Here is a 14,642-nt window from a genome sequence, read left to right as displayed (position 1 = left end):
GCGGGACGGTGCCCCGCGTCCCCGCGTCCGCGCATGGCGGGCTGCGGGACGCCGCTCCCGCGGCTGCTCAGCCCTCCGGGGCACGGATCTCGGCGCAGGGACGGCGCGGGCACGTTCCCGCTGGTCATCCCACGCGCAGCAAGCTAGGAGCGGGCTCATGGTCGAGCCCACCTGGTTTGCGAAGCGCTGATGGACGCCCCGCCCACGCCGAGAGTCGCGGGAAGCACGCGTGAGCGTTGGGAGCGCGCCCGGCAGGTCCTCTTGCCGGTCCTTCTGCTCGGTGCCGTCGCCTTCTTCGCCAGCTTCGTCCATCGCTTCTATCCCATCCAGCACTGGCTCTTCTGGCGCTACGCCGGCTACTGGCTCCTCTGCGGGCTGTGGACGGCCGCCTGCGTCTCCGCGGGCCACCTGACGCTCAAGCTCGTTGTCGGCCGCTCCCTCCCGATCGTCGAGCAGCTCGTCACGAGCTTCGCCATCGGCGTCTTCGAGTTCGCCTTTCTCATGAGCGTGGCCGGGCTGCTCAAGCTCTATGGCCCTGTGCTCTTCGTGCTCCTGCCCCTCACCATGCTGGCCGCGGGGTTCGGCCCGCTCCGGGCCTATCTGACGCGCGTCGTCCGCCACGTCCGGCACGAGCAGCGGACCGCGGCGCGCGCGCCGGCCTGGACCTACGCCGTCATCGCGCTCGGGTTGCTCGGCGTGGGCATGGTGTACTTCGTCATCCTCACGCCCGACAACGTCCAGTTCGACTCTCGGTGGAAGCACCTGGCGCTGGCCGAGGAGTACGCGGTCACCGGCGGCATCCGCAGGTTCCCCGAGGGGTGGACGGTCGAGACCTATCCACACTTCGCGACCTTCGTCTACGCGTGGGCCTTCCTCCTGCCGCGCGGGCTCCTGTTCGACAAGGTCGAGCTCGCCGCGCACATGGAGTTCGTCGGGTTCCTCTCGACCCTCGTCGCCATCCCGGCCGCCGTGCGGCTGATGATCCCGCGCGGGCTCGGGCCCCACGCGCTCCGGCTCTCCTGGACGGCGCGCTTCCTCTTCCCCGGCATCTTCCTCTACGACTCCAGCCTGAGCGTCGGGGGCGATCACGTCGCCTCCATCTTCGCGCTCCCGGCGTTCACGCTGATGATCCGCGCGTGCAAGGAGCTCTCGCCCCGCTTCATCACGCTGATGATGATGATGATCTCCGGCGCCGGGCTCACGAAGTACACGGGCGCCGTCATCCTGGTCCCCTTCCCGGCGCTGCTGCTCGGCGCGCGCACGCTCGTCCTCGCGTATCGCTCGCTCCGGGGCCAGGTAGCGCCCGCGATCCGCAGGAACTGGTACCTCGGCCCGGTCGTGGCCGTCCTCGCTGGCCTGTTCTTCACGTCCACGCACTGGGCGAAGAACTGGGTGTTCTACGCGGACCCGCTCTATCCCACGCTGTACAAGACCTTGCCCCTCCGCCCCTGGACGCCGGACGCCGCCAACATCTTTGAGTGGGGGTACAAGGACTACCAGTTCTGGCGGCCGGAGCGGAGCGTCGCCGGGGTGCTGAGGACGCTGAAGGGGCTCGTCGACTTCTCCTTCATCCCGAACGACTACCCCAGGTTCCACGGCAAGGTCCCCACCTTCGGGTCGCTCTACACGCTGCTGCTCGTGTGCCTGCCGTTCCTCCGGGGGACGAGGCGCGTGTGGGCGCTCGTCGGCTACGTGCAGGTCGGCCTCCTCTGCTGGTACTGGACGCACCACCAGGACCGGTATCTCCAGGCGATCGTCCCCCAGATGGCGGCCGCGACCGCCGCGATGATCGCGCTCCTCTGGCGCGCGGCGGGCGAGCACCGGATCGCGGTCCTCGCGACGAGGACGGGCCTCGGCGCGCTGGTCGGGCTGCAGGTGGTCTGGGCCGGCGATATCTACTTCATCCCCGGCCACGCGATGGTGAAGTCGCCGATCAAGGCCGTGGTGGACCTGCTCTCCCAGGGATACGCGAAGCGCTACGAGCAGCGGTTCAACGTCTACCCGACGTTCCAGGCCATCTCCCGCGCGCTCCCCCGGGGCGCGCGCGTGCTGCTGCACGACAACCACAACCACCTCGGGATCGGCGCCGAGACGCTGTCGGACTGGAACGGGTGGCAGTACGGCATCAGCTACGGCCGGCTGCGCACGCCGCGCGAGGTATGGGACCTCCTGAAGGGCATGGGGGTGACCCACGTGGCGTGGGACACCCAGGTCAGCAAGGGGTGGGACACGGTCGCCGGAGATCTCATGTTCTTCGACTTCGCGCTCAAGCGCACCGGGAAGCCCTCGAAGCACGGCGGGATGACGCTCGCAGAGATGGGCCCGCCCCCCGACCCGCAGGCCCCGTTCCCGACCACCGTCGCCTACCTGGGCTGCGGCAATGCTTACAAGTCGGGCCTTTACGAGCTCAGCGACTTGACGGTGCCCGTCTTCGGGCCGAACAACCGGGCGTTCCCGGCGCCCCGGGTGAGCGGCCCCCCGGCCGGCGAGAGCGCCGCGGCGCTCGTGGACAAGGCGGCGTTCGCCGTCGTCGACCCGAAGTGCCAGTCGCTGCCCGCGTCGGCCAGGAGCGAGTTCACGCTCGCCGCGAAGAGGAGCGTGCTCCTCGGCGGCAAGGGGAAGCTCGAGCTCTACCTGCGCAAGGACGGCGAGGTGAGCGCGCCCGCCGCGGCGCCGTCGCCGGAGCCGACCCACGCCGAGCCCGATCAGCCCGGGGGGGCCGACGACGACGACGATCTCCCGGGCGCTCGCTGAGCTGGGGCCTGAGCGCGCTGCCTCAGGCCGCCTGGCGCCGCGCCACGCAGAAGACCGACAACCCGAAGCGCGGCCGGTAGCCGCGCGCGATGAGGTCGACCTCGGCGCCGAGGACGACCTCGAGCGCCGAAGAGGCGAGGCCCGACTTCGGCGAGGGCTGCTTCATGCTGCCCTTGCCCGGGCGCAGCTTGCGCGCGGCGCTCCAGACGGCGCGCGAGCCGACCGCGGCGGGAAAGAGCAGCTGGTTGAAGTAGGCACAGGCCTCCACGTGGAAGCCGGCCGGCAGCGCGGCGCGGAAGCTGCCAGCGGTGTACCGGCGGAAGTGCTGGAGCGCGCGATCGTGGTCGCTGAACAACCACGGATACGCCGGCACCGTGGCGACGAAGATCCCGCCGGGGCTCAGGTGATCATGGATCCAGAGGAGCGCGGCGCGGTCGTCCTCGATGTGCTCGATGACGTCGAGCGCGCAGATCACGTCATAGCGACGGTCGAGCTCGAAGGGGAGGGACGCGCTGTAAAGCGTCCTCGCCGCGCCGGCCTTCGCGATGGCCTCCTGTCCGAGAGGGCTCACCTCGTTGGCGTCGACGGCGCCGAACTCCGCGAGGACACCGAGGTTCTGGCCGACGCCGGCGCCGACCTCCAGCAGCTCGAGCGGCCTCCGGCCGGGGCCGAACTCGCGCACCAGATGGGCCAGCAGCCGAGCCCTCCCCTTCCTCAACCAGTCGCCGGATTCCTCGGAGTACTGCTGGTATGCCGTCGTTTCCATCCACTCTTTTATTCTGCCTACGGGGTCGATTCTTCCTGAGGAGGCGGCTCGGGCGCGGGGGACGGCTCCGAGGGTGAAGCCGGCTCGGCCTCGGCCGGCTCCGAGGCCGGGTCCGGGATCTCGATCGTCAGGTCGTCCACCTTGGAAGGCTGCTTCCGCGGCTTCTTCGGCGGCGGCGCGCGCCGCTTGCGCGGCGCCGTCGTCGTCGCCGTCGCGGCGGCGCTGGCCGAGGGCTGTCCCGTCGGGGCCGCGGACGCGACCGGCGCTGTGTCGCCGGGCGGGGGCGCCGGCTCCTGCGGCGGCGCCGGCTCCGCGGCGGTGGCCGGCGGCTCAGGCGGCGCGCTCTCGGCTGCCGGCTCGGCGCGCGGCGGGCGCTGCGAGCGAACGACCTGCCAGGCGACGGCGCCGGCGGCGACCAGCAGCGCGAGCGCTCCCCAGCGGACGAGCCGGCGACGTCGCGAGCCGCCGTCGAACTCCGGCTCCGGCAGCGCGCCCTCGTGCGCCAGACCGCTCACGCTGGAGCTCTTCATCCAGTGGTCTGGCGACTGGTCGGAGCGCGCGGCGCGCGCCGGCCGGACCGGGGCGGGCGCGGCCGGCTGCTCGAGCGGCCGCGACGCGCGCTGCGGGGCGAGCGGAGGCGCGACGGCGATGGCCGCGGCCGCCGCGGCCGGCGCTCGCTCGACGCCGTCGCGCTGCGGATCGAGCGGCTCCTGGCCCGGCGGCGCGTCGCGCTCGATCCCTGCCGTCGCCGGCGCGGCCGCCTGCAGCGAGGGCGCCTGCGGCGGAGACGGCTGCGCCGTGGTGGCCTGCGCCGCGTCGGCCTGCGCTGCGTCGGCCTGCGCCGCGTCGGCCTGCGCTGCCGGTGCGCTCGGAGCGACGGGCGTGCCGTGCTGGGGCTCCGGCGACGCGAGCTCCTGGGACGTCTGCCCCGCGTCCGCTTGGGGCGCGAGCGCCGCGGGCGTGGACGTGGACGGCTGCACCCAGGGCTCATCGACGTCGGTGTCGATCTGGTCCTCTTCGAACTCCTCGATGTCGACATCGAGGAGCGAGGGCGCGCTGTCGTCTGGCCGCCGGTGCGCTCCCGTGAGCGGGATCGGCTGCGAGCCGGGCGCAGCCTCGAGGCTGTCGTCCGGGGGCGGGGCGTCATCCGGCTGCGGCGCGAGCGGCGCGCTCGTCGCGAGCGGCGGCGCCTGGGGGAGCGGCGGCGCCTGCGAGAGCGACGCCCTCATGGGGAGCGGCGGCGCCTGCGAGAGCGGCGCCCTCATGGGGAGCGGCGGCGCCTGCGAGAGCGGCGCGCTCGTCGCGAGCGGCGGCGCCTGGGGGAGCGGCGGCGCCTGCGAGAGCGACGCCCTCGTGGAGAGCGGCGCCCTCGTGGAGAGCGGCGGCGCTTGGGGGAGCGGCGGCGCCTGCGAGAGCGGCGGCGCCTGGGAGAGCGGCGGCGTCTGCGAGAGCGGCGTCTGCGAAGCGCTGCCGCCGGGCCGCGGCGGCGCTGGCGGCCGGTCGGTGAGCCGCGGCGGCGCCGGCGGCCGGTCGCCGAGCCGGGAAGAGAGCGGCGAGCGCTCGCTGAGCGGTGAGCGCTCGCCGAGCCGAGACGAGGCGGCCGGCTGCTCGCCGGGCTGGACCAGCGGCGGCGCCGGCGATCGCTCGGTGAGCCGGGGCGGCGCTGGCGGCCTGTCGGTGAGCCGCGGCGGCGCCGGCGGCCTGTCGGTGAGCCGCGCCGGCGTCCTCGCGCTCGGGTTCGTCGACAGCGGGCTGGCGGCGGCGTCCGCGGGCCGCTCGCTCAGCGTCCGCTCGGGAGCCGCCGCCGGCGTACCGGACGCGGTGTCCGCCATCCGGGGGAGCGGCGGCGCCTTCGGGATCGTCGAGCCGGTCGCCGGCCGCGGCGGGGCCGCCGGCGGCCGGGTCGGCGCGGACCGGGGCGGCATCGGCGGCGGCCGCGGCGAGCTCACGCTGCCCGTCGAGTCGGCCGCCAGGTCGGCGATGCGGGCGAGCGACTCCGCGAGGTCGCGCGCGCTGCTGAAGCGCCGCTCCGGCTCGCGATCGCACGCGCGCGCGAACCACGCGTCGAAGGTCGGCGGCAGCTCCGGGTTCACCCGCGAGGGGACCGGGATCTCGCCGACCGAGATCTTGATCAGCAGGTCGCCGACACCCTCGCTGTCGAACGGCAGCTCGCCCGTGACGCACTGGTAGGCGATGACGCCGAGCGCCCAGATGTCGGCGCGGAAGTCGACCTCCCGGAGCCCCTTCACCTGCTCCGGGCTCATGTAGTGCGGCGTGCCCATGAGCGTGCCGACGGTGGTGCGCTGGGCGGCCCGCTTCCCCTGGCCCTTCACCTTGGCGATGCCGAAGTCGAGGATCTTGACGACCTCGTCGTCCTCGTTCGCGCAGATGAAGAAGTTCTCCGGCTTGAGGTCGCGGTGCACGATGCCGGCCCCGTGCGCGCGGGTGAGCGCGCGCGTGACATGCGTCACGATCTTCGACGTCTCCTGGAGCGAGAGGCGGCGCCGGCGCGCGAGCCGCTCGAAGAGGTCCTCGCCCTCGAGCAGCTCCATCACGATGAACGGCTGCTCCCCCTCGATGCCGTGGTCGAGGATCTGCACGACGTGCGCGCTGCGCAGCTGCGCAGCGGCCGTCGCCTCGCGGCGGAACCGCTCGCGCGCGTCCTCCTGCTTCGCGAGCTCGGGATCGATCAGCTTGACCGCGACGTGCGTGCTGAGGGCCAGGTGCTCGGCGACCCACACCGAGGCTTGTGCGCCCTGCCCCACGGGTCGGATGAGGCGGTAGCGCTCGCTCAGCACCTGACCAGCAGCGATAGACACGGCGGCGAAAGCCTACGTCGAGGGGAACATCCGTGTCGAGTTCCTGCGTACCACCTCAGATGCCCTGACGAACTGTTTCCTTCATCAGCTCGCGCCACTCGTCGTGGGTGAGCTCTGGATAAATGTAGTCGCCCTCGAAATTTGTATGGTGCAGGAGCAGCCGGGCGACGTGCGCGACGACCCCCGCGACGTCGCCGCCCGACGCGGCGCTCGCGAGCGACTCGGTTGCATCGCGCACCGCGGCGTGCTGCTTCAGCGCGACCTGGACCTCCTCGGCGAGCCCGCGGGCCTGGAAATGCGGGAAGATGGCCGCCTCTTCGCAGCGCATGTGCCGCTCCATGGGCCCGCGCAGGAAGGCGAGCAGGCCCTCGCGCTCGGCGCTCGCCTCGTCCGCGGAGCGCTGCGCCATCGCGATCAGCTTCTTCGCCGTGTCGCGGGCGAGCTCCTCCTCCTGGAAGAGCTCGTTCACCATCCGGTCCAGTTCCATGACGCGCGGGCCCTCGTAGTCCAGATCGCGGCGAGGGTCGAGCGGGGCGCGGCGCGATCCGGGAGCGCGGCCGGCTGGCTCAGTCGCGCGGGGTCTCCCGGGCGCGGACGATGGCGGCGAGCCTGCCGACCACGCCGTTGGCGACCATCGTGAGCACCTGCTTCTCCAGCGCCTGTCGCTCGCTCGGCCGGCCGCCGAACGAGATGCGCGAGCGGGCCGTGGGGCCGCCGACGACGCGGCCGACGACGGTGCAGCTCACGCGATGGATGTCGCCCCGCGTGGACGAGGTGAACTCGACGACGCGCGCGCTCAGCACGACCGATTTCGTCTTGCCGAAGTCCGCCTTCTTCGCGGCGCTCGCGAGCAGGCCGCGCAGCGTGCGCGCCCGCTGGGTCTGACCTTCGCCCGCGGGCACGTCGACGCTCTTCCACTCGACCTTGGTGTCGCGGGCGAAGGTCAACGCTGGCGAGGCCATGAGCGTGGTCAGGGCCATCACCGCCGAGAACAGCCATCGTGACGCGTGGCGCATGGGAGCACGTTTAGTGAACCGCGCGCGCGCCGGCCAAGTTCGCGCACGGCGTTCCCGCGCGCGCCGGCCAAGTTCGCGCATGGCGTTCCCGCACGCGCCGGCCAAGTTCGCGCACAGCGTCGCGGGGCGGTCACGTCCGCGCGGTGCGCTGCGGCGATCGCCGCGCTCGCGCCGCGATCGTGCTCGCGCTATGCCGTGGCCTGGAAGCGAGGATCGATGGAGCGGAGCTCGCCGGGGGAAGAACGACGAGGTCGACGAGACGGACGGGATCGGCGCGCGCAGGCCCGCGCCGCGCGCCGAGGCGGGTGGATCGCGGCGCTGCTCGCCCTCGCCGTCGCGCCCGCGGTGGGCAACGCGCAGGCGCCGCGCCCCGGCGGAGCGAAGGCGGACGCGACAGCGCCCGCGGCGGGCGGCGCGCAGGCGCCGCGCCCCGGCGGAGCGAAGGCGGACGCGACAGCGCCCGCGGCGGGCGGCGCGCAGGCGCCGCGCCCCGGCGGAGCGAAGGCGGACGCGACGGCGCCCGCGGCGGGCGGGGCGCCGGTGCGGCGTCCGACCGGCGCGAAGGTGGAGGCGCGCGCGCCCGCCGTGGGCGGCGCGCAGGGGACCGAGAAGCGCGCGGCCATCGTGCCGACGCTGCGGTGGACCGCCGCGACGCCCGACGAGATGCTCGGCGCCGCGCTGGCCCGCGCGCGGCGGGGCGGTGACGACGCGATCGCCGGGCTCGTGATCGCCGCGTCGCTCGCAGGCCGCGCCGCGCAGGGCCGCGCGCGCGAGGCCCTCGCGCAGATCGCCGCGTCCCCGTCGCCGCTCGCCGACGAGGCGCGCTGGCTCGCGGCCTCGCTCGCCCCCGAGCCGCCGGCCGCGACGTGGCCCGGCGCGCGCGCCGTCTCGTACGACGCGCCGCCGGATCCGTCGGGGCTCGTGAAGGCGTTCGCGATCCTCGGGCCGTTCCAGGACAACTCGGGCGGCGGGCTCGCGCGCCGCGAGGGGCCCGAGGCGGAGGGCCAGCGCTTCTCCGACATGAGCGCCCGCTACGCGTGGGGCGTGTACGACGTCGCGTGGCGCCGGGTGCTGCCCGCCGCGTCGACCGCGCGCGGCGTGCCGCTCGACCTCTACATCCACCCCCGCGCCGAGAGCTGCACGTACCTCGCCTCGCGCGTGACCGTCCCCGCCGCGCTCGATCGCAAGCCGATCCTCGCCCACGTCGCCGGGGCCGGCGCCGTGCGGCTCGTCTGGGACGGCGCCGACGTCGCCGCGAGCGACGTGGCCCACGAGCGCCTCGTGCTCGACCGCGTCGCCGCGCGCATCGAGGCGCCCGCGGGCGATCACCTGCTCGCCCTCAAGGTGTGCACCGGGGCGATCGCCGACGAGGGGCGCGCCCGCGTGCGCTTCACCGACGAGCAGCGCCGGCCGGTGGCGCTCGCGACCTCGTCGGATCTCACGCCGCTCACGCTGCCCCCGGCCGCGCGCTCGACCGCCACCGAGATCAGGACGGCGCTCGACAGGGCGCTCGACGCGGGCGCCTCGCAGGCCCTCGATCCGATCCTCACGGCCGTCGTGCTCCGCACGCTCGGCGGCGCGGACGACCAGCGATCGCCCCGCGCGCCCGGGCTGCTCGACCGCGTGACGCGGGCGGCGGGCGTCACCTCCGACGCGATCGCCATGGCGGGGTGGGTGTCCCCGTTCGGCGCGAACCGCAGCGGCTGGCTCGAGGCCGCGCGCGCCCGCGGCCTCGCCGAGAAGGACCGGGCCACCGCGGCGTTCGCGCAGCGCCGGCTCGTCGCCGCCCACCTCGCCTCGGACCGGGTCGACTGGGCGGCCGCCGTGCTGCGCGAGGAGCCGCTGCGCTCGGCGCGCGATCCCGAGGCGCGCGTCCTCCGGGCGCTCGTGAAGAAGAAGCTCGCGACCTCGGGGCTCACGCGGGCCGGGCTCGAGGAGCTGCTCGCGGTCGAGCGCGAGCAGAAGGACCGGACCCCTGTCGTCGTCTGGCAGGAGATCGCGGCCGCCGCCCGGCTCGACCCGGCGCTCGAGCTGCGGGCCGCGCGCCGCCTCGCCGAGATCGCGCCCGAGTCGCGGGGCGCGGACCACGTGCTCGCGTTCGAGCTCGAGGGCGGCGCCGCGCTCGAGGTGGCGGCGGCCGGGGCGCTCGCGCAGCAGACGTCGGCCGAGGACGTCATCCGCATCGGCCGCGCGCTCCACGGCGCGGGCCGCGTCGCGTGGGCGCGCGAGGTGCTTTCCTACGCGACGCAGGTCGCGCCGAACCAGCCCGCCGCGTTCCAGGCGCTCGCCGCGGTCCGGCAGGGCGCCGACCCCGCGCCGTGGACGGCGGCCGCGACCGCCGCGCTCGGGCGGGCGCGCGACCTCACGCCCGGCGATCCCTTCCTCAAGGCCGAGCTCGCGCTCCGCCTCGGCGAGGGCTCGGCCGGCGCGCCGGGCCGGCGGCGCATGCGCGACGAGCAGTACCTCGTCGAGCCCGGCGCCTTCCTCGCGCGGGCGCGGCAGACCCCGGCCAAGAAGGGGGAGGTGGCCGACCGGCAGCTCCACTGGGTGCGCGTCGTGACGTACCACCCGGACAAGCGCGTCTCGCAGCTCATGCACTACGCGCGCGAGATCGTCATCGAGCCGCGCACCGATCAGGATCTCTACGAGCGCGACATCCCCGCCGAGGCGGCGGACACCGAGCTGCTCTTCGCGCGCGTGCACCGCAAGGACGGCACGGTGGCGGAGCCGGACGAGCAGGGCGCGGGCGGGCAGAAGCCGTTCGTGCGCTGGCCCAAGCTGAAGACCGGCGACGTCGTCGAGGTCGCGGTGCGCTCGTGGACCCCGGGCCCCGTCGGCCGCCGCGGCGACGCGCCGTTCTACTTCATCGACTACGTCGGCTCGACCGACACGCGGCCGATCCTCTACAACGAGGTCGTCGTCGACTCGCCGAAGAGCGATCCCCTGGCGATCGACGTGCTGAACGGCAAGGCGGAGCGGGTGCTCACGTCGGAGAAGGACGGCCGCCAGGTGACGCGGTTCATCTGGGACGACCCGCCCGAGGTGCCCGAGGAGCCGCTCGCCCCGCACCTCGCGGAGGTGCTGCCGGTCGTCGTGGGCTCCACGTTCCACGGCTGGCACGAGTTCCGGGAGTGGTACCGGGGCGCCGTCGCGGGCTTCATGGAGCCCGACGATCAGGTCCGCCGGCTCGCCGCCGAGCTCACGAAGGGCAAGGCGACGCGCGAGGACAAGCTGCGGGCGCTGTTCGACTTCGTGGCGGACGACATCCGCTACGTGAACTTCGTCTCGGGCGAGTGGTGGCTGCCGAACCGGCCGCAGGAGCTCCTCGCGCGGCGCCAGGGCGACTGCGACGACAAGGCGATGCTGCTGATCACGCTGCTCAAGTCGATCGGCATCGAGGCGACGGAGGTGCTCGTCCAGACGCGCTACACCGGCCAGCCGTCGCTGCTCCGGAGCGAGGTCGCGGCGATCCCGGTGTTCGATCACGGCATCGCGTACCTGCCGGGCGCGGGCGGCGCGCCGGGCATGTGGCTCGACGCGACGAGCCCGCAGAGCCGGCTCGGGCCGCTGCCGGCGATGGACGCGCGCACGCTGGCGCTGTTCGTCGACGACGGGCCGCCGAAGATCGTGGAGACGCCGGCGAGCTCGCCGGCCGACCACGGCGTCGACGCCGACTGGACGATCGCGCTGCTCCCGTCGGGCGCGGGCGAGCTCGCGGCGAAGGAGCGGCACATCGGCGACGCGGCGTTCGAGCTCAGGTCGAACCTGGCCGAGGCCGACGCGCGCGCGCAGTGGGTCGAGCAGTACCTCGCGTACGGCTGGTTCCCGACCGTCGACGTGAAGCCGAAGGTGGCGTTCCAGGCCGACCTCGCGCACGGGGCGGCGTCGCTCGAGTACGAGGCGCGCTCCGAGGGGCTCGCCCGCCGCGAGGGCGCGGAGCTCTCGGTGCCGCTCTCGGGCACGTCCACGATGACGTCGCAGCTCGCGCCGCTCGTGAAGCGCACGCTCCCGGTGGTGCTCCCGCCGAGCATCGCGCCGCGGCACCACCACCGGACGATCACGATCGTCGCCCCCGCCGGGTACACGTTCGCCGAGCTCCCGCCCGGCGGCGACGAGAACGGCGGCGAGTTCGGCCGCGCGACGCTCTCGTTCGCGAAGGTGCCGGGCAAGAACGCGGTGGTGGTGAAGGAGCGCGTGGTCCTCGATCGCTCGACGATCCCCGTGGCCCAGTACGCCGCCTGGCGCGGCTGGCTGCAGCGCGTCGACGGGCTCCAGCACCGGATGGTGCGGCTCGTGCCTGTCGCGCCCGCGGACAAGCCGCCGCGGTGATCGCCTGCCGCGCTCCTGCGCCGGGAGCGCGGCCTGGGGAGCGGCTCGCGGCGCGCCAGGCGGCATGGGCCGGCGAAGGCCCCGCCGTGCGCGCGCCGTCGTGATCCAGGTCGGCGGCGGGCAGCGGCGGGCGCGTACGATTTCGTGAAGGATGGCCCGCGCTCCGAGCATTCACGGCGCGAGAGGGCGCCCCGACGAGCGGAGCCCCGCCCGCCCCGCCAGCGTGGACCCCTGTCGGGCGCCCGCTGGCGCGGCACGGCGCGGCCGTGGGCGATCCGCGCCGCGCGAGGGCGCCCTCGATGCACGCCACAAGGATGAAGAGGACATGAAGAGCCACCACGGAACACTCAATCTTCTGAGCCGGGCAAGTCTGCTGGTCACGTGCGCGGCGCTGAGCGCCTGCACCGCGGCCGCCGGGTCTCCTGACGAGGACCTCGTCGAGACGGCCGAGCTTGCGCTGACGCAGCAGGAGTCGGTCTTCGGGTTCGAGAACGTGACCCAATGGACGGCGTCGTCCGGGACCGTCGCGTCCTCGACGGTCCACTCCGAGGGCACGGCCGCGCTCGGCCTGAGCAGCTTCACCTACGCGGAGCTGGTCTCTCCCGCGCTCTCCAGCCTCTCGGGCGTCACCGACGAGCTCGCGCTCGACATCCGGCTGCCCGTCAGCCCGAGCTATGGTCAGCTGCAGGTGTTCGTGAGCAGCGCGACGCTCGGCTTGAGCAACACCTGGGTGGGCCAGGCCTCCCTGCAGGGCCTGTCGGCCAACACGTTCCACGAGCTGGTGCTCGCGGTGCCGTCCACGGTGAAGAGCAAGCTCCAGCAGAGCTACTCGGATCTCCAGATCAAGATCACGCTGAACCTCCCGTACTCGACCTCGTCCACGGTCCTCGACAACCTGCACTTCAAGGGCGGCACGTCGACTCCGGCGTGCGGCACGGGCAGCCCCTACACCCTCAACGTCACCACCGTCCCGGGGTTCGACAACGCCATCCTGGAAGACATGGAGTGCACGTTCTACGCCGTGTATCCACTGCTCGTTCAGCGCTTCAATACATCCGCGGCCACCACGGTGGGATTCAACATCACGAACGAGCCCGGCGTCGCGTGGGCGAGCGGCGGCAGCACCTTCTACAACAAGCAGCACATGCTCGACAACCCGGAGGACACGGACGTGGTCGTGCACGAGACCATGCACATCGTTCAAGCCGGGTATTCGGGCCAGGTCCCCGGCTGGATCATCGAGGGGACCGCCGACTACGTGCGTGATGCCTACGGCCTCAACAACGCGGCTGCGGGCTGGTCGATCCCGAGCGGATGGGTGTACGGGGCGCACTACCTGTTCGGTTACGGCGACGCGGCGGCCTTCTTCAAGTGGATCGACGCGACGTACCGCGTGGGCCAGCCGCCGGTCGTCGACGCGCTCGACGACATCCTGCGCGCCGGCACGTACTCGAGCCAGACGTGGGTCACCTTGACGGGTCACGACGTGGAGAGCCTGTGGCAGCAGTACTCGAACAACCAGGCTCCGCTGCCGGCCACGTCGGGGATCACCGTGTACGAGGACTCGAGCTTCGGGGGCAGGGCGGTCATCCTCGATCGCGGGGAGTACGACGTGAGCGACCTGGGCGCGCGGGCGGTCGGGAACGACTGGATCTCCTCGATCCAGGTGCCCGCCGGCTACACGGTCACGGCGTACCTCGACTCGCCGTTCGCCGGCACGTCGGTCGTCTACACCTCCAGCCAGGCGTCCCTCGGCGCGCTGAACGACAAGATCTCCTCCCTCGTCGTCGAGTGACGGTCTAGGCCTCACGCCCCCGCGGCCGCTCGAGGGCGCCCGGCGATGAAGCGCCGGGCGCCGATCCGCTCGACGCGGCCGTACCTCCCGTCGGCCCGCTGAACAGCGGCGGCGCCCGTCTCCCCGCCTGCAGGCCGCGCGGCGGCGGGCGTTGGTACCGTTCTGGCTAGTCGCTCTTCCACGCACGCACGGCACGCACGCGTGCACACGCGCGCCAGCGCTGCCAGGGGGAGGGTCTCGCCATGTCGCTCGAACAGTACCGACGCCCGCGAATGATCGTTCTGAGCCCGCGCTCGACCGCTTACGACGCGGTGAGGGCGATGGTCGACAACCACGTCGGCGCGGTGCTGGTCCACGATGGCCAGCGCCTCTCGGGCATCGTGACCGACCGCGACATCGCGCTGGAGGTCGTGGCAGGCGACCTCGACGCGCGCAGCACGCCGCTGCGCGACATCATGTCGGACGAGGTGGCGACGCTCGAGGTCGACGCGTCGATCGGCGACGCCGTGCGCACCATGCGCGATCATGCGTGTCGGCGCGTGCCGGTGACCGAGCAAGGGCGGCCCGTCGGCCTCGTGACCCTGGACGACCTGCTCGCCGACGGGGTCATCGACGCCGCGGCCGCCGGCTCCGTCGTGACGGCGCAGCTCGAGGTGGCCGCCCGGTTCAAGCCGGGCGGCGCGCTGCACCCGGAGGGGACCGCGCGGCCGGAGCGCTCGCGCGGCCCCGTGCGCGCCCTCACGCGGCGCAAGGCGCGCGCGGACAGCGCCTTTGGCCGGCTGCTCCACGCGGTCGAGCGCCACAGCGGCCTCCAGCAGCGCGACCGCGCGGAGCTCGCGCTCCAGATCGTCCTCGGCAACCTCTGCCGCAGGGTGACGCCCCAGGAGGCGCGGCACCTCATCGCGCAGCTCCCCTCCAAGCTCCACCCGTCGCTCGATCCGTTCCTCGACGGGCCCGACAAGCGCATCACGACGGCGACCATCGAGGACGACGTCGCGCGCGAGCTGCGCCTGGACCGCGAGGCGGCCGGCTTCGTGCTGCAGGCGATCTGCGAGGCGGTCGCGGACAGCGTGTCCGCCGGGGAGATCGAGGGGTTCCGCGGCCAGCTCCCGCTCGACATGAAGGACCTGTTCCCGCCGACCCCGCTGCGCCGGGCGATCTGA

8 protein-coding genes are annotated in these 14,642 nt (G+C 73.8%); 4 read left to right on the top strand and 4 right to left on the bottom strand.

Annotated elements, in window-relative coordinates; translation table 11 throughout:
• Positions 1 to 261: 261 nt before the first annotated feature.
• Positions 262 to 2,754, top strand: coding sequence for a hypothetical protein (locus tag WME89_RS47495; protein WP_438006135.1), 2,493 nt, complete (start codon positions 262 to 264; stop codon positions 2,752 to 2,754).
• A 22-nt stretch (positions 2,755 to 2,776) separates the two neighbouring features.
• Here the strand turns inward: WME89_RS47495 and WME89_RS47490 are convergent, their stop codons facing one another.
• From WME89_RS47490 to WME89_RS47475, 4 genes are all read right to left on the bottom strand, one after another.
• Positions 2,777 to 3,520 carry a methyltransferase domain-containing protein gene (locus tag WME89_RS47490; RefSeq protein ID WP_438006134.1) on the bottom strand — a complete coding sequence of 248 codons (744 nt, stop codon included), beginning with the start codon at positions 3,518 to 3,520 and terminating at the stop codon, positions 2,777 to 2,779.
• Between the two features lie 17 nt (positions 3,521 to 3,537).
• On the bottom strand, positions 3,538 to 6,339 hold the full coding sequence (locus tag WME89_RS47485; RefSeq protein WP_438006133.1) for a protein kinase domain-containing protein: 2,802 nt from the start codon (positions 6,337 to 6,339) through the stop codon (positions 3,538 to 3,540).
• 55 nt (positions 6,340 to 6,394) lie between these two features.
• Positions 6,395 to 6,826, bottom strand: coding sequence for a hemerythrin domain-containing protein (locus WME89_RS47480; protein ID WP_438006132.1), 432 nt, complete (start codon positions 6,824 to 6,826; stop codon positions 6,395 to 6,397).
• Positions 6,827 to 6,905: 79 nt separating this feature from the next.
• The gene (locus tag WME89_RS47475) at positions 6,906 to 7,355 is read right to left on the bottom strand and encodes a hypothetical protein (RefSeq protein WP_438006131.1); all 450 of its coding nucleotides are present in this window, start codon (positions 7,353 to 7,355) and stop codon (positions 6,906 to 6,908) included.
• A gap of 216 nt (positions 7,356 to 7,571) precedes the next feature.
• Here WME89_RS47475 and WME89_RS47470 point away from each other — a divergent pair, with 216 nt between their 5' ends.
• From WME89_RS47470 to WME89_RS47460, 3 genes are all read left to right on the top strand, one after another.
• On the top strand, positions 7,572 to 11,684 hold the full coding sequence (locus tag WME89_RS47470; RefSeq protein ID WP_438006130.1) for a transglutaminase domain-containing protein: 4,113 nt from the start codon (positions 7,572 to 7,574) through the stop codon (positions 11,682 to 11,684).
• Positions 11,685 to 12,009: 325 nt separating this feature from the next.
• Positions 12,010 to 13,479: a basic secretory protein-like protein gene (locus tag WME89_RS47465; RefSeq protein ID WP_438006129.1), complete on the top strand. Its 1,470-nt coding sequence runs from the start codon at positions 12,010 to 12,012 to the stop codon at positions 13,477 to 13,479.
• 272 nt (positions 13,480 to 13,751) lie between these two features.
• Positions 13,752 to 14,642 (top strand): DUF2267 domain-containing protein, encoded by an 891-nt coding sequence (locus tag WME89_RS47460; RefSeq protein WP_438006128.1) that lies wholly within the window; start codon positions 13,752 to 13,754, stop codon positions 14,640 to 14,642.

The organism is Sorangium sp. So ce321 (genome assembly GCF_051530195.1).
Taxonomy (GTDB): domain Bacteria; phylum Myxococcota_A; class Polyangia; order Polyangiales; family Polyangiaceae; genus Sorangium.
This window is presented reverse-complemented; position numbering and strand designations above follow the sequence as displayed.